This window comes from Serratia sp. H402Y (assembly GCF_051172415.1).
Taxonomy (GTDB): domain Bacteria; phylum Pseudomonadota; class Gammaproteobacteria; order Enterobacterales; family Enterobacteriaceae; genus Serratia; species Serratia ureilytica.
Genome location: NZ_JBPIYZ010000001.1, coordinates 413,991 through 432,350, shown reverse-complemented (window position 1 = coordinate 432,350; position 18,360 = coordinate 413,991). Strand labels below are relative to the sequence as shown.

At 61.5% G+C, this 18,360-nt stretch carries 19 protein-coding genes and 1 riboswitch; of the genes, 7 read left to right on the top strand and 12 right to left on the bottom strand.

Annotated features, from left to right (window positions below):
• Positions 1–112: 112 nt before the first annotated feature.
• Positions 113–379, top strand: coding sequence for a hypothetical protein (locus ACSBQS_RS02220; protein WP_033642249.1), 267 nt, complete (start codon positions 113–115; stop codon positions 377–379).
• 41 nt (positions 380–420) lie between these two features.
• Here the strand turns inward: ACSBQS_RS02220 and dusC are convergent, their stop codons facing one another.
• The 3 genes from dusC to rhlE form a co-directional block, all read right to left on the bottom strand.
• Positions 421–1,353, bottom strand: a complete 933-nt coding sequence (dusC, locus tag ACSBQS_RS02215) for a tRNA dihydrouridine(16) synthase DusC (RefSeq protein WP_033652368.1) — start codon at positions 1,351–1,353, stop codon at positions 421–423.
• An 84-nt stretch (positions 1,354–1,437) separates the two neighbouring features.
• Positions 1,438–2,397, bottom strand: coding sequence for a D-2-hydroxyacid dehydrogenase family protein (locus ACSBQS_RS02210; RefSeq protein ID WP_047025668.1), 960 nt, complete (start codon positions 2,395–2,397; stop codon positions 1,438–1,440).
• A 113-nt stretch (positions 2,398–2,510) separates the two neighbouring features.
• Complete coding sequence (gene rhlE / locus ACSBQS_RS02205) at positions 2,511–3,890, bottom strand: ATP-dependent RNA helicase RhlE (protein ID WP_042783890.1); 1,380 nt, start codon at positions 3,888–3,890, stop codon at positions 2,511–2,513.
• 297 nt (positions 3,891–4,187) lie between these two features.
• Here rhlE and cecR point away from each other — a divergent pair, with 297 nt between their 5' ends.
• From cecR to ACSBQS_RS02180, 5 genes are read left to right on the top strand one after another with little or no spacing between them, the layout of a single operon-like run.
• The gene (gene cecR / locus ACSBQS_RS02200; protein WP_033642245.1) at positions 4,188–4,886 is read left to right on the top strand and encodes a transcriptional regulator CecR; all 699 of its coding nucleotides are present in this window, start codon (positions 4,188–4,190) and stop codon (positions 4,884–4,886) included.
• A gap of 18 nt (positions 4,887–4,904) precedes the next feature.
• The gene (gene hlyD, locus ACSBQS_RS02195; RefSeq protein ID WP_033642244.1) at positions 4,905–5,891 is read left to right on the top strand and encodes a secretion protein HlyD; all 987 of its coding nucleotides are present in this window, start codon (positions 4,905–4,907) and stop codon (positions 5,889–5,891) included.
• Positions 5,892–5,899: 8 nt separating this feature from the next.
• Positions 5,900–7,636: an ATP-binding cassette domain-containing protein gene (locus tag ACSBQS_RS02190; RefSeq protein WP_099785322.1), complete on the top strand. Its 1,737-nt coding sequence runs from the start codon at positions 5,900–5,902 to the stop codon at positions 7,634–7,636.
• Complete coding sequence (locus ACSBQS_RS02185; RefSeq protein ID WP_042783887.1) at positions 7,633–8,787, top strand: ABC transporter permease; 1,155 nt, start codon at positions 7,633–7,635, stop codon at positions 8,785–8,787. Before ACSBQS_RS02190 ends, ACSBQS_RS02185 begins: the two co-directional genes overlap by 4 nt.
• A gap of 12 nt (positions 8,788–8,799) precedes the next feature.
• A complete protein-coding gene (locus ACSBQS_RS02180) occupies positions 8,800–9,906 on the top strand; it encodes an ABC transporter permease (RefSeq protein WP_033652362.1) in 1,107 nt (368 codons plus the stop codon).
• A gap of 70 nt (positions 9,907–9,976) precedes the next feature.
• Here the strand turns inward: ACSBQS_RS02180 and ACSBQS_RS02175 are convergent, their stop codons facing one another.
• From ACSBQS_RS02175 to moaA, 6 genes are all read right to left on the bottom strand, one after another.
• The gene (locus ACSBQS_RS02175) at positions 9,977–10,687 is read right to left on the bottom strand and encodes a Bax inhibitor-1/YccA family protein (RefSeq protein WP_004939761.1); all 711 of its coding nucleotides are present in this window, start codon (positions 10,685–10,687) and stop codon (positions 9,977–9,979) included.
• A 130-nt stretch (positions 10,688–10,817) separates the two neighbouring features.
• Complete coding sequence (gene moaE / locus ACSBQS_RS02170; protein ID WP_072628147.1) at positions 10,818–11,285, bottom strand: molybdopterin synthase catalytic subunit MoaE; 468 nt, start codon at positions 11,283–11,285, stop codon at positions 10,818–10,820.
• A gap of 2 nt (positions 11,286–11,287) precedes the next feature.
• Positions 11,288–11,533 (bottom strand): molybdopterin synthase sulfur carrier subunit, encoded by a 246-nt coding sequence (gene moaD / locus ACSBQS_RS02165; RefSeq protein ID WP_004939768.1) that lies wholly within the window; start codon positions 11,531–11,533, stop codon positions 11,288–11,290.
• A complete protein-coding gene (gene moaC, locus ACSBQS_RS02160) occupies positions 11,530–12,009 on the bottom strand; it encodes a cyclic pyranopterin monophosphate synthase MoaC (protein WP_025301929.1) in 480 nt (159 codons plus the stop codon). Before moaC ends, moaD begins: the two co-directional genes overlap by 4 nt.
• A 3-nt stretch (positions 12,010–12,012) precedes the next feature.
• Entirely contained in the window at positions 12,013–12,528 is a 516-nt protein-coding gene (gene moaB, locus ACSBQS_RS02155) for a molybdenum cofactor biosynthesis protein B (RefSeq protein WP_033642238.1), read from the bottom strand.
• Positions 12,529–12,552: 24 nt separating this feature from the next.
• Positions 12,553–13,539, bottom strand: coding sequence for a GTP 3',8-cyclase MoaA (moaA, locus tag ACSBQS_RS02150; protein WP_016928681.1), 987 nt, complete (start codon positions 13,537–13,539; stop codon positions 12,553–12,555).
• Positions 13,526–13,670: riboswitch (molybdenum cofactor riboswitch) on the bottom strand. (Overlaps the previous gene by 14 nt.)
• Before the next feature lie 336 nt (positions 13,671–14,006).
• On the opposite strand from moaA, the gene yvcK reads away from it, so the two are divergent.
• Entirely contained in the window at positions 14,007–14,924 is a 918-nt protein-coding gene (gene yvcK, locus ACSBQS_RS02145) for a uridine diphosphate-N-acetylglucosamine-binding protein YvcK (protein ID WP_033642237.1), read from the top strand.
• Between the two features lie 6 nt (positions 14,925–14,930).
• Here the strand turns inward: yvcK and ACSBQS_RS02140 are convergent, their stop codons facing one another.
• The 3 genes from ACSBQS_RS02140 to ACSBQS_RS02130 form a co-directional block, all read right to left on the bottom strand.
• On the bottom strand, positions 14,931–15,197 hold the full coding sequence (locus tag ACSBQS_RS02140) for a VF530 family DNA-binding protein (protein ID WP_004939783.1): 267 nt from the start codon (positions 15,195–15,197) through the stop codon (positions 14,931–14,933).
• Between the two features lie 100 nt (positions 15,198–15,297).
• A complete protein-coding gene (gene uvrB / locus ACSBQS_RS02135; RefSeq protein ID WP_047025674.1) occupies positions 15,298–17,310 on the bottom strand; it encodes an excinuclease ABC subunit UvrB in 2,013 nt (670 codons plus the stop codon).
• 531 nt (positions 17,311–17,841) lie between these two features.
• Complete coding sequence (locus tag ACSBQS_RS02130; RefSeq protein ID WP_255326645.1) at positions 17,842–17,970, bottom strand: hypothetical protein; 129 nt, start codon at positions 17,968–17,970, stop codon at positions 17,842–17,844.
• Positions 17,971–18,360: the final 390 nt, after the last annotated feature.

Sequence of the window (18,360 nt, the reverse complement as noted above, 5' to 3'; positions counted from 1 at the left end):
ACACCCACACAAAAATAACCACCCAGACCACTCAGGGTGATATTTTTATTTAAATAGGGTAAGCTTGATCCCGCAGTCGAAATTATTTAACGGCCAACTCAAGGAGAAATTCATGAGCAACAATGCAAATGCACAGGCGCAGCTGGATAATTTACGCAATGTCGCTTCCCAGCTGAAGGAAATGCGCCACTACGCGCAGTCGAATATCGAGACGCTCTCCGCACACTGGCTGGCCTTCGATCAGGGGGAATGCAAAAATAAGGCATTCGCCGAAGCCATTAACGACCTATTGAATAAACAGGGCGCCTGTCTGGAAGGACTGGAAAAAACCATTCAGGATATCGAGATAGAATTAAACCGTCTTGATAAAGCCGCCTGATAATGCCAATTTAAATAAACCCGCCACGCGCGGGTTTATTTTCAGCTGCGGCAGATGACGCGCGCAATATCCCCGGACGTCGTCAGCGCGCGTATTTCGCTGAACAGTTCAGTTGCTTCATCATATTCTTTACGCAAATAACCCAGCCACTGTTTAATGCGCGCCACGTGATACAAGCCGGTGTCGCCCTGCTTTTCCAGATGGACGTATTTTTGCAGCAGCTCAACCACCTGCGGCCAGGGCATGCGCGGTTCGTTATATTTCACCACCCGGCTCAGGTTCGGCACGTTGAGCGCGCCGCGCCCCAGCATGATGGCGTCACAGCCGGTCGTCTGCAGGCAATCCTGCGCGCTCTGGTAATCCCAGATCTCGCCGTTGGCGACAACCGGGATGCTCAGCCGCTGACGGATCTCGCCGATCGCCGCCCAGTTGATGCGATCCGCCTTGTAGCCGTCCTCTTTGGTGCGGCCGTGCACCGTCAGTTCGCTGGCGCCCGCCTGCTGCACCGCATCGGCGATTTCAAAGCTGCGATTGGAAGAGTCCCAGCCCAGGCGCACCTTCACCGTGACCGGCAGATGGGCCGGCACCGCCGCGCGCATCGCTTTGGCGCCCTGGTAGATCAATTCCGGATCTTTGAGCAGCGTCGCCCCGCCGCCGCTGCCGTTCACCAGCTTGGACGGGCAGCCGCAGTTGAGATCGACGCCGTAAGAGCCCAATTCCACCGCGCGCGCGGCGTTCTCCGCCAGCCACTGCGGGTACTGCCCCAGCAGCTGTACCCGCACCAGCGTGCCCGACGGCGTGCGGCTGGCGTGACGCAGCTCCGGGCACAGCCGGTAGAACGACTTGGCCGGCAGCAGCTGATCGACCACACGCAAAAATTCGGTGATGCACAGATCGTAGTCGTTCACTTCGGTGAGTAACTCACGCACCAAAGAGTCGAGAACGCCCTCCATCGGAGCCAATAATACGCGCATGACCAATCCCAGCTAAAAAAAGACCCGCAATGATACGGGTGAATGCCCGCGCCAGACAAGCCTCTGCGGGCATTAAAAACGCCGTCAGCCCAGCCGACGGATCGGTTGACCGGCGAGAAACGCCGCAATGTCCTCGACCGCCTCGGTGAAGTAGGCGCGGTAGTTGTCGTCCGCCACGTAACCCACATGCGGCGTCGCCAGCACGTTGGGCAGTTGACGAAACACATCGTCGGCCGGCAGCGGCTCCGTCTCGAACACGTCCAGCCCGGCGCCGGCAATCTTCCGCTGTTGCAGCACGTCCACCAGCGCCGCCCGATCGACGATCCCCGCGCGCGAGGTGTTGATCAGGTAAGCGGTGGGTTTCATCGCCGTCAATTCGTCCCGCCCTACCAGCCCACGGCTGCGATCGCTCAGCACCAGGTGAATGGAGACAAAATCGCTCTGCTCGAACAGCGCACGTTTGGACGGCGCCAGCAGGGCGCCCTCCTGCGCTGCCCGTTCCGCCGTCAGGTTCTGGCTCCAGGCCAGCACCCGCATGCCGAACGCCTGTGCCACCCTGGCCATTTGGCCGCCGATCTTGCCCAGCCCCAGCAGCCCCAGCGTCTTCCCCTGCAGCGTGACGCCCAAGCCCAGCTGCCACGGGCCGTTGTTCCGCAGCCCGGCGCTTTCCGGCACGATATGCTTGGCCAGCCCGAGCAGCAGCGCCCAGGTCAACTCCATCGGCGCCGCCGACCCGCTGCGGGTGCCGCACACGACTACGCCGCGCTCAGCGGCGGCGGCCAAATCGATAGCGGCATTGCGCATGCCGGAGGTGATCAGCAGCTTCAGCTGCGGCAGCCTCGCCAGCAGCGAGGCGGTTATCGGCGTGCGCTCGCGCATGATGACCAGAATGTCGCATTCCTGCAGATGCACCGCCAGCTCCGCCTCATCGGCAAAGTGCGCGCTGATGGCGGACACCTCCACCCGATCGGCCAGCGCTGACCAATCCGCCATGTTGAGCGCCACCTGCTGGTAATCATCAAGAATTGCGCACTTCAATTTCATCTCCGTCTCCTGGAATGTAGGGATAGCCACCGTCCAGCCTAGTACGAAAATGTCGTTCCGCCAGGCAAAAAAAAAGCCGCCCATACAGGCGGCTTGCTTTTGCGCAATCGGGCTTATTCGGCCGGTTTGCGGTTGCGCGGGCGACGCGAGGCCGGCGCGCCGGAACGGCGCTGGCCGTCACCCTGCGGGCGAGCGTTGCCGTTACCGTTGCCACGGTTTTCACGCTGGCCGCCGTTGGCGTTACCGCTGCGCTGACCGCCGCCGTTACCGGAACGCTGGCCACCGCCGTTGCCGCGCGGCGCGCCGCGTCCGCCACCCTGGCGGCCGTTGATGATCGGCTCGGCCTTGATGGTCGGATCCGGCTCGTAGCCCGGCAGTGCAATGCGCGGAATTTCACGCTTCAGCAGACGCTCGATGTCGCGCAGCAGCTTGTGTTCATCCACGCACACCAGCGAGATGGCTTCGCCGGTACGCTCCGCGCGGCCGGTGCGGCCGATGCGGTGCACGTAGTCTTCCGGCACGTTAGGCAGCTCGTAGTTCACCACGTGCGGCAACTGGTCGATATCCAGACCGCGCGCCGCAATGTCGGTCGCCACCAGCACGCGGATGCGGCCGTCTTTAAAATCGGCCAGCGCACGGGTACGGGCGCCCTGGCTCTTGTTGCCGTGGATCGCCGCGGCGGTGATGCCGTCTTTGTTCAGCTGTTCCGCCAGGTGGTTGGCGCCATGCTTGGTGCGGGTAAAGACCAGCACCTGTTTCCAGTCGCCTTCGCCGATCATCTGCGACAGCAGTTCCCGCTTACGCTTCTTGTCGACGAAGTGCACGCTCTGCTCGATCTGCTCGGACGCGGTATTGCGGCGAGCCACTTCCACCGAGGCCGGGTTATGCAGCAGTTTGTTGGCCAGCGCCTTGATGTCGTCGGAGAAGGTGGCGGAGAACAGCAGGTTCTGGCGCTTGGCCGGCAGCTTGGCCAGCACGCGACGGATGTCATGGATAAAGCCCATGTCCAACATGCGGTCCGCTTCGTCCAGCACCAGAATTTCGATTTTGGACAGGTCAACCGCGTTCTGATGTTCCAGATCCAGCAGACGCCCCGGCGTCGCCACCAGGATATCGACGCCGCCGCGCAGCTTCATCATCTGCGGGTTGATGCTCACGCCGCCAAACACCACCAGCGAACGCAGGCGCAGGTGTTTGCTGTAGGCATCGACGTTTTCGCCGATCTGCGCCGCCAGCTCACGGGTTGGCGTCAGGATCAGCGCGCGCACCGGGCGACGGCCTTTGACCGGATGGTCATGCTTGCTCAGCAGCTGCAACAGCGGCAGGGTAAAACCGGCGGTTTTACCGGTGCCGGTCTGGGCGCTGGCCATCAGGTCACGACCTTCCAGCACGACAGGGATAGCCTGACGCTGAATTGGCGTCGGTTCGCGATAGCCCTGTTCTTCAACAGCGCGCACAATTTCAGCACTTAAGCCGAGGGTTTCAAATGACATAAAGAGAAAAACTCCAGATCCCCCCTAACCTAACAGTGTTCGGTGCAGTTTCCTGGGAGGATGATCAGACGGGGCATTAAGCATGACCACGAGGGATTGGCACAAACTGCAGTGCACCAGGCGGCGATTGTAACAGAAGTCGCGCAATAAAAAGCACTTTTACGTGCAGAGAGCACAATCTGCCGTAAATTCAGCATTATCTGAAGTCGGTCACATAACTCATTGTGGTTAGCGGTTGCGTTTTAAACAATCTGGCATAAAGTTAATCATATGATTGATTAACTTTGAGCGTGACCTATGCCAGCTTCCGTCCCTCATCAGGCCGCCGGCCGGGCGCGCGGCGAGCAAACGCGTCGGCAACTGCTCGCCGCGGCGACCGACCTGTTCGGTGAATATGGCCTGCAGGGCGCCACCACCCGCGATATCGCCCAGCGCGCCGGCCAGAATATCGCCGCCATCACCTACTACTTCAGCTCCAAAGAGGGGCTGTATCTGGCCGTGGCGCAGTCGCTCGCCGATTTCATCCAGCAGGCGTTCGCCCCGCTGGCCGAAGAGGTCGATCGCTTTGGGCAGCAGCCTGCCGCACAGCGATCGCCCGACGCGGCGCTGCGTTTGCTGCAGCGTGGCCTGCTGGCCTTCAGCGAGCTGATGACCCAGCCGCACACACTGAATCTGAGCAAAATCATGTCGCGCGAACAGCTCGCCCCAACCGACGCCTACCCGCTGATCCACCGCCAGGTGATCGCGCCGATGCACGAACGGCTGTGCCGCCTGCTGTCGGCCGCCACCGGCATCGACGAACGCGCTGCCCGCCTCGTGTTGCATACCCATGCGCTGATCGGCGAGGTGCTGTCGTTCCGCGTAGCGCGGGAGACCATCCGCCGTCAGGCCGGCTGGCAAGAGATTGGTGAGGGCGAAGCGGCGCAAATCGCGGCGGTGCTGAGCGAGCATATCGAGATTTTAGTTATTGGGCTGCGCCAACGTCACGGCGCGTAAATTCAGGCAGGGAGTGTTATGAACAAAAAACGCAGTGCCTTGATCGTGTTGTTGATTCTGCTGATCGCGGCCGTCGCTTACGGGGTATGGCATTACCAACAGCAGCAGGAGCGGCCGCTGACGCTGTACGGCAACGTCGATATCCGCACGGTCAACCTCGGCTTTCGCGTCGACGGCCGCCTGGCGTCGCTGACGGTGGATGAAGGCGATACCGTTCAGCCGGGCCAGCTGCTCGGCAAACTGGACGATGCTCCCTACCGCAACGCGCTGCAACAGGCCGAAGCCAATGTCGGCAGCGCGCGCGCCAAACTGTCGCTGCTGCAGGCCGGCTATCGCAGCGAAGAGATAGCCCAGGTGCAGTCAGAAATGGCGCAGCGCCAGTCCGCTTTCGCCTACGCCGACAGTTTCCTGAAGCGCCAGCAAGGGCTGTGGGCGAAAAACGCCACCTCCGCCGACGCGCTGGAGGATGCGCGCACCGCCCGCAACCAGGCGCTGGCCAACCTGCAAGCGGCGAAAGACAAACTGTCGCAATACCGCAGCGGCAACCGCCCGCAAGAAATTGAACAGGCCAAGGCCGAGGTGGCGCAAAGCGAAGCGGCGTTGGCGCAGGCGCAATTGAACCTGCAAGACGCCACGCTGCTCTCCCCTTCCGCCGGTACGGTGCTGACCCGTGCGGTAGAACCGGGCACCATGCTCGGCGCCGGTGGCACGGTGTTCACCCTGTCGTTGACCCGGCCGGTGTGGGTGCGCGCCTACGTCAACGAAACCAGCCTGAACCAGGCGGTGCCCGGCACCGAGCTTGAGATCTACACCGACGGCCGCCCCGGCAAGCCTTACCACGGCAAGATCGGTTTCGTCTCGCCGACCGCGGAATTCACGCCGAAAAGCGTTGAAACGCCGGATCTGCGCACCGATCTGGTGTACCGCCTGCGGGTGATCGTCACCGACGCCGACGATGCGCTGCGTCAGGGCATGCCGGTCACCCTGCGCTTCGCCAAACCCTGAGGCCGGCCATGGAACAGGCGCACACCATCGAGTTGGAAGGGCTGGAAAAGCGCTTCCCGTCGCTTGAGAAACCGGCGGTCGCCAGCCTGACCACCACCCTGCGCAGCGGCGCGGTCATCGGACTGGTCGGCCCGGACGGCGCCGGCAAAACCACCCTGCTGCGCATGCTGGCCGGGCTGCTGAAGCCAAGCAGCGGCAAACTGCGGGTCGCCGGGCTGGATCCGATCGGCCAGGATCGCCAACTGCATGCGATCCTCGGCTACATGCCGCAGAAGTTCGGGCTGTATGAGGATCTGACGGTGATGGAGAACCTGACGCTGTACGCCGATCTGCGCGGCGTCACCGGCGATCTTCGCCGCCAGACCTTCGAACGGCTGCTGAAATTCACCGATCTGACCCGCTTCACCGAGCGTCTGGCGGGCAAGCTGTCCGGCGGCATGAAGCAAAAACTGGGACTGGCCTGCACGCTGGTGGGCGAACCCCAGGTGCTGCTGCTGGACGAACCGGGCGTCGGCGTCGATCCGATCTCGCGCCGCGAGCTGTGGCGCATGGTGCACGAGCTGGCCAATGACGGCATGTTGATCCTGTGGAGCACCTCTTATCTCGACGAGGCCGAGCAGTGTCGCGAAGTGCTGCTGCTCAACGAGGGCGAGCTGCTGTTCAGCGGCGCGCCGCAGGATCTGACCCAGCGCATGGCCGGACGCACGGTGTTGATCGCCGCGCCGCCCGGCAGCCATCGATCGTTGCTGCAGCGGGCGATCTGCCTGCCGGCGGTCACCGACGGCGTGATCCAGGGCAAGTACCTGCGCCTGATCCTGAAAGAAGGCGAAGATCATCGGCAGCTGCTGCAGGCGCTGGATCTGCCGGACGCCGAACTGGACGAAGCGGATCCGCGCTTCGAGGATGCGTTTATCGATCTGCTCGGCGGCGGCCCCAACCATCGCTCGGCGCTGGCGGAGATCATGCCGACCGTTGACGGAGAAAGCGGTGAAACGGTGATTGAAGCGGTGCAGCTGACCAAGAAATTCGGCGATTTCGCCGCCACCGATCACGTCGATTTTCAGGTGCGGCGTGGCGAAATCTTCGGCCTGCTCGGCCCGAACGGCGCCGGCAAGTCCACCACCTTCAAAATGATGTGCGGCCTGCTGGTGCCGTCCGGCGGCAAGGCGCTGGTGCTGGGGATGGATCTGAAGACCAGTTCCGGCAAGGCGCGCCAACGCCTCGGCTACATGGCGCAAAAATTCTCGCTGTACGGCAACCTGACGGTGGCGCAGAACCTGAAGTTCTTCTCCGGGGTCTACGGCCTGAGCGGCAAGGCGCAGCGCGACAAAATCGACGAGATGTCCCGCGCCTTCAACTTCGCGCCGATCCTCGATCAGACGCCGGATGCCCTGCCGCTCGGCTTCAAGCAACGCCTGGCGCTGGCCTGCGCGCTGATGCACGAACCGGATATTCTGTTCCTCGACGAACCGACCTCCGGTGTCGATCCGCTGACGCGGCGCGAGTTCTGGCTGCACATCAACGGCATGGTCGACAAGGGCGTCACGGTGATGGTGACCACCCACTTTATGGACGAGGCGGAATACTGCGACCGCATCGGCCTGGTGTATCGCGGCAAGATCATCGCCGCCGGCACGCCGGACGATCTCAAACAACAGGTAGCGCGCGACGACAACCCCAACCCCTCGATGGAACAGGCGTTTATCGAACTGGTGCAGGGCTACGACGAGGAGGAACCGCGGTGAGCGACAATCGAGCCCCAATCGACGACGGCGGCTTCTCCTGGCGCCGACTGCGCGCGCTGTGCCTGAAGGAGACGCGGCAAATACTGCGCGATCCCAGCAGCGGCCTGATCGCCTTCGTTATCCCGCTGATGCTGCTGTTTATCTTCGGCTACGGCATCAACCTGGACTCCAGCAAGCTGCATCTGGGCATTCTGATGGAGCAACAGAGCGAAGACGCGCGCGATCTGGCCCAGGCGTTCGCCGGTTCGCCCTATATCGAACCGACCATCAGCGACAACCGCCAGCAGCTGATCCAGCAGATGCAGGCCGGCACGATCCGCGGCCTGGTGGTGATCCCGGTGGATTTCGACCAGCGCATGGCGCGCCCGCACGACAGCGCCCCCATCCAGGTGATCACCGACGGCAGCGAGCCGAACACCGCCAACTTCGTGCAGGGCTATGCCCAGGGCGTATGGCAAGTTTGGCAGCAGCAGCGCGCCGCCGATCGGGGGAGCAACGACAAGCCGCTGATTGACGTGCAGATGCGCTACTGGTTCAATCCGGCGGCCATCAGCCGGCACTACATCATTCCCGGCGCCATCACCATCATCATGACGGTGATCGGCGCCATTCTCACCTCGCTGGTGATCGCCCGCGAATGGGAGCGCGGCACCATGGAAGCCCTGCTCTCCACCCAGGTGACGCGCAGCGAGCTGCTGCTCTCCAAGCTGATCCCGTATTACTTCCTCGGCATGATCGCCATGGCGCTGTGCATGGCGGTGGCGGTCTGGGTGCTCGGCGTGCCCTATCGCGGTTCGCTGCCGATCCTGCTGCTGATCAGCAGCCTGTTCCTCGCCAGCACCCTCGGCATGGGCCTGCTGATCTCCACCCTCACCCGCAACCAGTTCAACGCGGCGATGGTGGCGCTGAACGCCGCCTTCCTGCCGTCGATCATGCTGTCCGGCTTCATCTTCCAGATCGACAGCATGCCGGCCATCGTACGCGCGGTGACCTACATCATTCCCGCGCGTTACTTCGTCAGCACGCTGCAAACGCTGTTCCTGGCGGGCAACGTCGGCACCGTGCTGGCGATCAATCTGCTGTTCCTGATCGCTTCCGCCGTGGTGTTCATCGGCCTGACGGCCTGGAAAACCCAGCGCCGGCTGGATTGAGGAGAAAGAGTGATGTTTCACCGTCTGTTGACGCTCATCATCAAGGAAATGCAGGCGCTGCTGCGCGATCCGCAAACCCGCGCCATTTTAATCATGCCAGTGATCCTGCAGGTGCTGCTGTTCCCGTTCGCCGCGACGCTGGAGGTCACCAACGCCACCATCGCGGTCTACAGCGAGGACAGCGGCCAGGCCTCGGTGGAGCTGACCCAGCGCTTCGCCAAGGCCAAAGCCTTCTCCCATGTCCTGCTGCTGCGCAATCCGCAGGAGATAAAGACCACCATCGACAACCAGCGGGCGCTGCTGCTGATCCGCTTCCCGGCGCAGTTCTCGCGCGATATCGCCACCGGCAACACCGCGCCGCTGCAGCTGCTGCTCGACGGGCGCAACTCCAACAGCGCGCAGATCGCCGCCAACTACGTGCAGCAGATCGTGCAGGAATATCAGAACGAGCTGCTCGGCAACCGCGCGAAACCCAACAACAGCGAACTGGTGGTACGCAACTGGTATAACCCGAATCTGGACTACAAATGGTTCGTGGTGCCGTCGCTGATCGCCATGATCACCACCATCGGCGTGCTGATCGTCACCTCGCTGTCGGTGGCGCGCGAACGTGAACAGGGCACGCTGGAACAGCTGCTGGTCTCGCCGCTCACCACCTGGCAGATCTTTATCGGCAAGGCGGTGCCGGCGCTGATCGTCGCCAGCTTCCAGGCCAGCATCGTGCTGTTGATCGGCATCTTCCTGTATCAGATCCCGTTCGCCGGATCGCTGCTGCTGTTCTACGCCACCATGTTGATCTACGGGCTGTCGCTGGTCGGTTTCGGCCTGCTGATCTCGTCGCTGTGCGCCACTCAGCAGCAGGCGTTTATCGGCGTGTTCGTGTTCATGATGCCGGCGATCCTGCTCTCGGGGTATGTCTCGCCGGTGGAGAATATGCCGGTGTGGCTGCAGGATCTGACCTGGGTGAATCCGATACGCCACTTCACCGACATCACCAAGCAGATCTACCTGAAGGACGCCAGCTTCAGCATTATCTGGCGCAGCCTGTGGCCGCTGCTGGTGATCACCGCCACCACCGGCAGCGCCGCCTACGCGCTGTTCCGCCGCAAGATCGCATAAAAAAAGCTCTGCATGTCACATGCAGAGCTTTTTGATCGCCAAATACCCTAAGGCATGAAAGACGACGGATTTAGCGGCGGTTGCCGAAAATGCGCAGCAACATCAGGAACAGGTTGATGAAGTCGAGATACAGCGTCAGCGCGCCAACGATGGCGTACTTGCGGAAGCCGTCTTTATCATCGGCGTTCAGCTGCTCGCCCATCGCCTTGAGTTTCTGCGTGTCGTACGCGGTCAGGCCGACGAACACCACCACCCCGATGTAGGTAATCGCCCACATCAGCGCGGTGCTTTTCAGCCAGATGTTCACCAGCGAAGCCAGCACGATGCCGATCAGCGCCATGAACAACATGCTGCCGAAGCCGCTCAGATCGCGCTTGGTGGTGTAGCCGTACAGGCTCATCGCGCCGAACATGCCGGCGGTGACTACGAAAGTGCTGGCGATCGAGCTGTAGGTGTACGCGATAAAGATGCTCGACAGCGTCAGCCCGGTCAGCGCCGAGTACAGCATGAACAACGAGGTGGCCACCGCGCCGCTCAGGCGGTTGACCATGCCGGAAATCACGAACACCAGCGCCAACTGGGCGATGATCAGACCGAAGAAGGTGATCTGGCTGGAGAAGATGAAGTTGAGGATCGCGGGCGTATTGGCCGCATACCAGGAAACGAACGCCGTCAGCAGCAGACCGCAGGTCATCCAGCCGTAAACCTGCGCCATGTAGGCCTGAATGCCGCTGTTGGCACGTTCGACGATTGAACCATTAGAGCGTGGATATCGGTCCATGACGGTTACCTTTTGCGTTGTAAACAAGATTCCGAAGCCCCGTAAACGGGGCTTCGCCTGCTATAAGCGTACCACAGAATAGGCCGCGCGAAAGCGGCAAAGGTCTTGATTTGTTTCCGCTGTTGAGGCGTTATTTAGCCGCGTCATGCCAGCGCTGCGCGGCCTGACGATCGCTGTCGCGAGCGTCCACCCAACGATCGCCCTGGCCGGTCGCTTCGCGCTTCCAGAACGGCGCGCGGGTCTTCAGGTAGTCCATGATGAACTCGCTGGCGGCGAACGCCATGCCGCGGTGCGCGCCGGTCACGCCGACGAACACGATCTCGTCGCCGGGATACAGCGCGCCGACGCGGTGGATCACCGTCACGCGCTCCAGCGGCCAACGGCTGCGCGCCTCGGCCACGATCTCCGCCAGCGCCTTCTCGGTCATGCCGGGGTAGTGTTCCAGCGTCAGCGCGCTGACATCGTCCCCGAGGTTATGGTTGCGCACCTTGCCGGTGAAGGTCACCACCGCGCCGTCGGCGTCGCACTGCGCCAGCCACTGATACTCGTCGCCGACGTTGAACGGCGCTTCGCCCACGCGAATGCGGGTGTTTTCCATGCTTACCCCCCGGTAACCGGCGGGAAGAAGGCCACTTCATCGCCGGCGCGCAGCGGGTGATCCGCCGCCACCAGCGACTGATTGACCGCCGCCAGCAGTTTGCCGGACTCCAGCGCCAGCGCCCAGCGATCGCCGCGCGCGCACAGCGCCTGGCGCAGCGCCTCGACGGTCGGGTAATCCGCCGGCATCGACAGCGCGCCGGTGCCCACCAGTTCGCGCACCTGCGCGAAGAAAAGAATATCGATCATGCGTTCACCTTAAAATCGCCGGATTTGCCGCCGCTTTTCGCCAGCAGGCGCACCGGGCCGATCACCATGTCTTTCTGTACCGCTTTGCACATGTCATAGATGGTCAATGCCGCCACCGAGGCGGCGGTCAGCGCTTCCATCTCGACGCCGGTTTTGCCGGTCAGCCGGCAGCAGGTTTCAATACGCACCCGGCTGTGCTCCGTTTGCGCCTCCAGCTGCACTTCGACCTTGCTCAACATCAGCGGGTGGCACAGCGGGATCAGTTCCCAGGTGCGTTTGGCCGCCTGAATGCCGGCGATGCGCGCCGTGGCGAACACGTCGCCCTTGTGATGGCTGCCGTCGACGATCATCGCCAGCGTGGCGGGCAACATGTCGACGAAGGCTTCGGCGCGCGCCTCGCGCACCGTTTCGGCCTTGGCGGAAACGTCGACCATATGGGCTTCGCCGGCGGCGTTAATGTGGGTTAGCTGTGTCATGACTCAGGGCTTCTTCAAATGGGGCTGGAAGTTGCACGGGCGATGGCGCGCGTCCAACTGCTCTTCGATAATCCGCTCCCAGGCGGTGCGGCAGGCGCGGGTGGAGCCCGGCATGGCGAAAATCACCGTGCGGTTGGCCAGACCGGCCAGCGCGCGCGACTGGATCGTCGCGGTGCCGATCTCTTCGTACGACACCATGCGGAACAGTTCGCCGAACCCTTCCACCTCTCTGTCAAACAGCGGCAACAGCGCTTCCGGCGTGTTGTCGCGCGCGGTAAAACCGGTGCCGCCGGTGATCAGCACCGCCTGCACGTTGTCATCGGCGATCCACGCGGAAACCCGTGCGCGGATCTGGTAAATGTCATCTTTGACGATGGCGCGATCCACCACCTGATGGCCGGCTTCCTGCGCCGCTTCCTGCAGATATTGGCCGGAGGTGTCTTCCGCCGCGCCGCGGCTGTCGGACACGGTCAGGATGGCGATATGCGCCGGAATAAACTCGCTGCTCGCATGGCTCATGGTTCAATAAGCTCCTATTGGCTGTCAGCCGCCGATAAACGACAGGTTCTGGGTGATCCCACTGTTACCCTGATGCAGGAAATGGGTCTGCTTCTTGCTCAGCAGCCCGCTCTGAATGCGCGCCTTCAGCGCGTCGAGCTGGCCGTCGTCCGCCAGCAGATCGCGCAGGGGCACCCCCTGCTCGCCGAACAGGCACAGATGCAGATTGCCGATGGAAGAAACGCGCAGCCGGTTGCAGCTGGCGCAGAAGTCTTTTTCATACGGCATGATAAGACCCACCTCACCCTGGTAGTCCGGATGGCTGAACACCTGCGCCGGGCCGTCGCTGCGGCCGCGCGCCTGGCGCTGCCAACCCTGCTGCTCCAGCTGCAGGCGAATCACTTCGCCGGAAACGTGGTGTTTGCGAAACAGTTCGCCCCCCTCGCCGGTTTCCATCAGTTCGATAAAGCGCAGCTGGATCGGCCGATCCTTGATCCAGGCGAGAAACGCGCCGAGTTGCTGGTGATTGACGTCGCGCATCAGCACGGCGTTGACCTTGACCTTGCTGAAACCGGCGCTGAAGGCGGCGTCGATGCCGTCCATCACCTGGCGGAACTTGTCCTGACCGGTAATGGCGTGAAACTGGCGGGGATCCAGACTGTCGATGCTGACGTTGATCGCCGTCAGACCGGCGTCACGCCAGGCGGCGACGTCGCGCGCCAGACGGTAGCCGTTGGTGGTGACCGCCAGCGTGCGGATGGCCGGATTTTCCCGCACGGCGGCGATGATCTCGGTAAAGTCGCGGCGCAGCGAAGGCTCGCCGCCGGTCAGACGCACCTTTTCGGTGCCCAGTTCGGCGAACGCGCGGCTGACGCGGCGGATTTCATCCAGCGACAGGAAGCTTTTCGGGCTGCCGCTCGGCTTGTAGCCGTCGGGCAGACAGTAGGTGCAACGAAAGTTGCACACGTCGGTGATCGACAAGCGCAGGTAATAGAACTTGCGCTCATAAGCATCAATGAGTTGCGGTACCATAACACCTTTCCAAAGTCGGGAGATGCGAGCGTTTCCCCTCTGCACCCTGGTGGCTGACTTCGCCACGGCCCAGGCGCCATATCGTTCCGGATGAACAACGTAGGCGCAGGGGCTAGGAGTTTGATTTCTCTTCCCGCTACCTTGAGTAGCCGGAATGAAACCGTGGTTTTCAGCAGAATTCTAGCGCTAATCGGCAACGATAGCCAACGCGTTAATTCGCTATATAACTGTATATACAGCGCTTTTAGACGCCGCGTAATCGGGTAAACCATGATAAACATCGCTTACGAGGGCGAATTGACCAGAATCACGCAAATGGCACTCTTTATCCCCTAAATAATGGGCGTCGCCTCCCGACGGCAAGCGCGTTCACCCCAGAGGCAACGTCAAGGATAACGGGTATATCGCGTTTTTACGCCGGATCCGCTACCTTATGCGGGCAGTTCAGCCCCTTTGTAAGGAAATTTATGCGTAATCGTACCCTGGCCGATCTCGACCGCGTGGTGGCGTTGGGCGGCGGACACGGCCTGGGCCGTGTGATGTCGGCCCTGTCGTCCTTAGGCTCCCGCCTGACCGGCATCGTTACCACCACCGACAACGGCGGTTCCACCGGCCGCATCCGCCGTTCGGAAGGCGGCATTGCCTGGGGCGATACCCGCAACTGTCTCAACCAGCTGATCACCGAGCCGAGCGTCGCCTCGGCGATGTTCGAATACCGCTTCAGCGGCAACGGCGAACTGGCCGGCCATAACCTCGGCAACCTGATGTTGAAAGCGCTGGATCACTTGAGCGTGCGCCCGCTGGAAGCGATCAACCTGGTGCGCAGCCTGTTGAAGGTGGACGCGGCGTTGATTCCGATGTCGGAACAGCCGGTGGATTTGATGGCGCACGATCACGAAGGCAACCATGTTTACGGTGAAGTGAATGTTGACCAACTGACTCATATGCCGCAGGAGCTGATGCTGTCTCCCCCGGTCAACGCCACGCGCGAAGCGCTGGACGCCATCGCGCAGGCCGACGTGATCCTGATTGGGCCGGGCAGTTTTCTCACCAGCCTGATGCCGCTGCTGCTGCTCGACGATCTCACCCAGGCGCTGCGCCGCAGCAGCGCCAGCATGATCTATATCGGCAACCTCGGCCGCGAGCTGAGCGTGGCCGCCGCGGCGCTGTCGTTAAAGGATAAGCTGACGCTGATGGAAGAGAAGATCGGCCGCCGGATGATCGATGCGCTGATCGTCGGCCCGGCGGTGGACGCCAGTGAAGTGCAGGATCGGGTGGTGATTCAGCAACCGCTGGAAGCGAGCGACATCCCTTATCGCCACGATCGCCAGCTGCTGCGCCAGGCGCTGGATCAAGCGCTGGTGGAGCTGGCCGACCGCCGCTGACCGAATTTAACCGTCTCGCCCGCGCAGCCAGGGATTATCGCTGGCTGGGGCGGGATGGCTGACCATATCGATATACAGATCTTCCACCTCTTTACGCGCCCAGGGCGTGCGACGCAAAAATTTCAGACTGGACTTGATGCTCGGATCGCTGCGGAAGCAGTTGATGCGAATGCGCGCACCCAGCTCGGACCAACCGTAGTGATCCACCAGTTTATTCAGCAGTTGCTCCAGCGTCACGCCGTGCAGCGGGTCTTTAGACTGGTGTTGGCTCATGTTCGGTACTCTTCGTGGTCAAATCGGGCCGCACACCATAACAGCTTTGACGCGGCCGACAAGGAATTTTGACGCCCACAGCGCGGGCGCCGTCCAACGGTCAGGAAATCGCGATGAACTGCTCGCGCAGCTGGTGGATCTCGTCGCGCAGCGCAGCCGCCTGCTCGAACTCCAGATTTTGCGCATGGGTATACATCTGCGCTTCCAGATCGCGGATTTTCTGATCCAGCGCTTTCGGCGTGAGGTTCTGCAGCTGAGCGTCGCTGTCCGCCGCCTTGCCCCTGCCTTTACCCTTGGCGCGGTTGACCGGCTGGCCAATCTGCAGAATGTCGCCGATCTTCTTGTTCAGCCCCTGCGGCACGATGCCGTTGGCTTCGTTGTAAGCCTGCTGCTTGGCGCGCCGCCGCTCGGTTTCACCGATCGCTTTGGCCATCGAATCGGTGATGCGATCGCCATACAGGATCGCCTTGCCGTTCAGGTTACGCGCCGCGCGGCCGATGGTCTGGATCAGCGAACGTTCGGAACGCAGGAAACCTTCCTTGTCGGCGTCCAGAATCGCCACCAGCGACACCTCAGGCATGTCGAGCCCCTCACGCAGCAGGTTGATGCCCACCAGCACGTCAAACTCGCCCAGACGCAGGTCACGAATGATTTCGACGCGTTCCACGGTGTCGATATCCGAGTGCAGGTAGCGCACGCGCTCGCCATGCTCTTCCAGGTATTCGGTCAGGTCTTCCGCCATGCGTTTGGTCAGGGTGGTCACCAGCACGCGCTCGTTGATCGCCGCACGCTTGCGGATCTCGGAGAGCAAATCGTCCACCTGAGTGGCGACCGGCCGCACTTCCACGATCGGATCCAGCAGCCCGGTCGGGCGCACCACCTGGTCGATCAGATCGCCGCCGGATTTCTCCAGCTCATATTTGCCCGGCGTGGCGGAGACATAGATGGTCTGCGGCGCCAGCGCCTCGAACTCCTCGAAGCGCAGCGGGCGGTTGTCCAGCGCCGACGGCAGGCGGAAACCGTACTCCACCAGCGTTTCCTTGCGCGCGCGGTCGCCCTTGAACATCGCGCCGATTTGCGGAATGGTGACGTGGGATTCGTCGACCACCAGCAGGCCGTCCGCCGGCAGGTAATCGAACAGCGTCGGCGGCGGCTCGCCCTCGGCGCGCCCGGAAAGGTAGCGCGAGTAGTTTTCGATGCCCGAGCAGTAACCCAGCTCGTTCATCATCTCCAGATCGAACTGGGTGCGCTGCGTCAGGCGCTGCTCTTCCAGCAGCTTGTTGTTGGCCAACAGCACCTTGCGGCGGTCCGCCAGATCGACCTTGATCTCTTCCATCGCCTGAATGATCCGCTCGCGCGGCGTCACGTAGTGCGACTTCGGGTAGATGGTAAAACGCGGTACCACCTGCTCAATCTGCCCGGTCAGCGGATCGAACAGCGACAGCCGCTCCACTTCGTCGTCGAACAGCTCGACGCGCAGCGCCAGCTCGTCCGACTCTGCCGGGAAGATGTCGATCACCTCGCCGCGCACGCGGAAGGTGGCGCGCTGGAAAGCCTGATCGTTGCGGGAATACTGCAGCTCCGCCAGCCGGCGCAAAATGGAGCGCTGATCGATGATCATGCCCTTGGTCAGGTGCAGCATCATCTTCAGGTAAAGATCCGGATCGCCCAGGCCGTAGATCGCCGACACCGACGCCACCACCACCACGTCGCGCCGCTCGAGCAGCGCCTTGGTGGCGGAAAGGCGCATCTGCTCGATGTGCTCATTCACCGAAGCGTCTTTTTCAATGAAGGTGTCGGAGCTGGGCACGTAGGCCTCCGGCTGGTAGTAGTCGTAGTAGGAGACGAAGTACTCCACCGCATTCTCCGGGAAAAACTCTTTCATCTCGCCGTACAGCTGCGCCGCCAACGTCTTGTTCGGCGCCAGCACCATGGTCGGCCGATTCAGATCGGCTATCACGTTGGCGATGGTGAACGTTTTTCCCGAGCCGGTTACCCCCAGCAGCGTCTGGTGCGCCAGGCCGTCTTCCAACCCCTCTTCCAGTTTGCGGATGGCTTCCGGCTGATCGCCGGCCGGTTTGAAATCAGAATGCAGTTTGAAAAGTTTACTCATTGCTCGGCTACCCTGTGGAGATGCGCGCGCTCAGGCGGCCAGCCGGCTCTACGCCGGACGTGGCCCCTAATTATGGAAAGTGTCGGCGATTTGCGCCAGTGTCCATGATACTGGATATAAAACCAGCTTCAAGCGGATTCGTCGCTGCGCCCGGCAGCGCGGCAACGCCGTTGCACCGTGAGGTTACAGCGGGGTGACATTTTTATTGTCAATAACAGATTTATCCCCAGAACTTGCCGAAAATTAACTTATTGATAGCACCGTGGCGAAAAATCACACATAGAAACCCGATCAATGCCCTGGTGTCTTGATTTTAGTTAATTTATTGATAATTAATAGTTTTAATAAAAAGACGAGATTGCGGACAAAGCGAACAGAACCCGCGTCGGCTCTCGCTTTACAGCGTTTTTCTAAATCTAATGCACAAGGTTATCCACAGGAATAGTGGATAACTCTCACCGCCCCGCCCGTGGCGGGAGTTACAGAAAGAAAGCTTTTCGCCCTTTACACTCGCCAAAATGGCTTTTTTAGTTATTTTTTCATAAAAATATCGCTTTGTTTATGCCGATTAATACTAAAAATCCCCATTGCCAAAATCGCATTGCCCCCTTTCACGCCGATCGCGCTTGACGGCGGCGCAACGCCTTGCACCACGCCCACGCCGGAGAGCACCACAAGAGTGCAAAAAACGTCCGGGTTAACTTCCCGGCGTATTTTCAGGCCGCCGTGGCAGAGCGCGTCGGGCCTGACAGGCGGTTAACAAAGCGATAACACTCCCCCTTTTCGGCCAGTGGCAAAACTGGCCTGGGAGTTGCTTTATCTTCCCACGTGCGAACGAGGCGCGACAGCATAATGCGCTGCCGAATGCGGCGTGCAACCGCCGCCTGGCTATGCCTCGTAAAAGCGCGAGAACGACACCAAGTCGTCATAAACGTCGTTTTTCACGACATATTGACTGTCTTTCCGTCCACCGCAGACATTGCTCAGGTGAATCGGAGGGACGGCATTTTGTTCCGGACATTGCCACACTCGGGAAATCAACCGCCAATG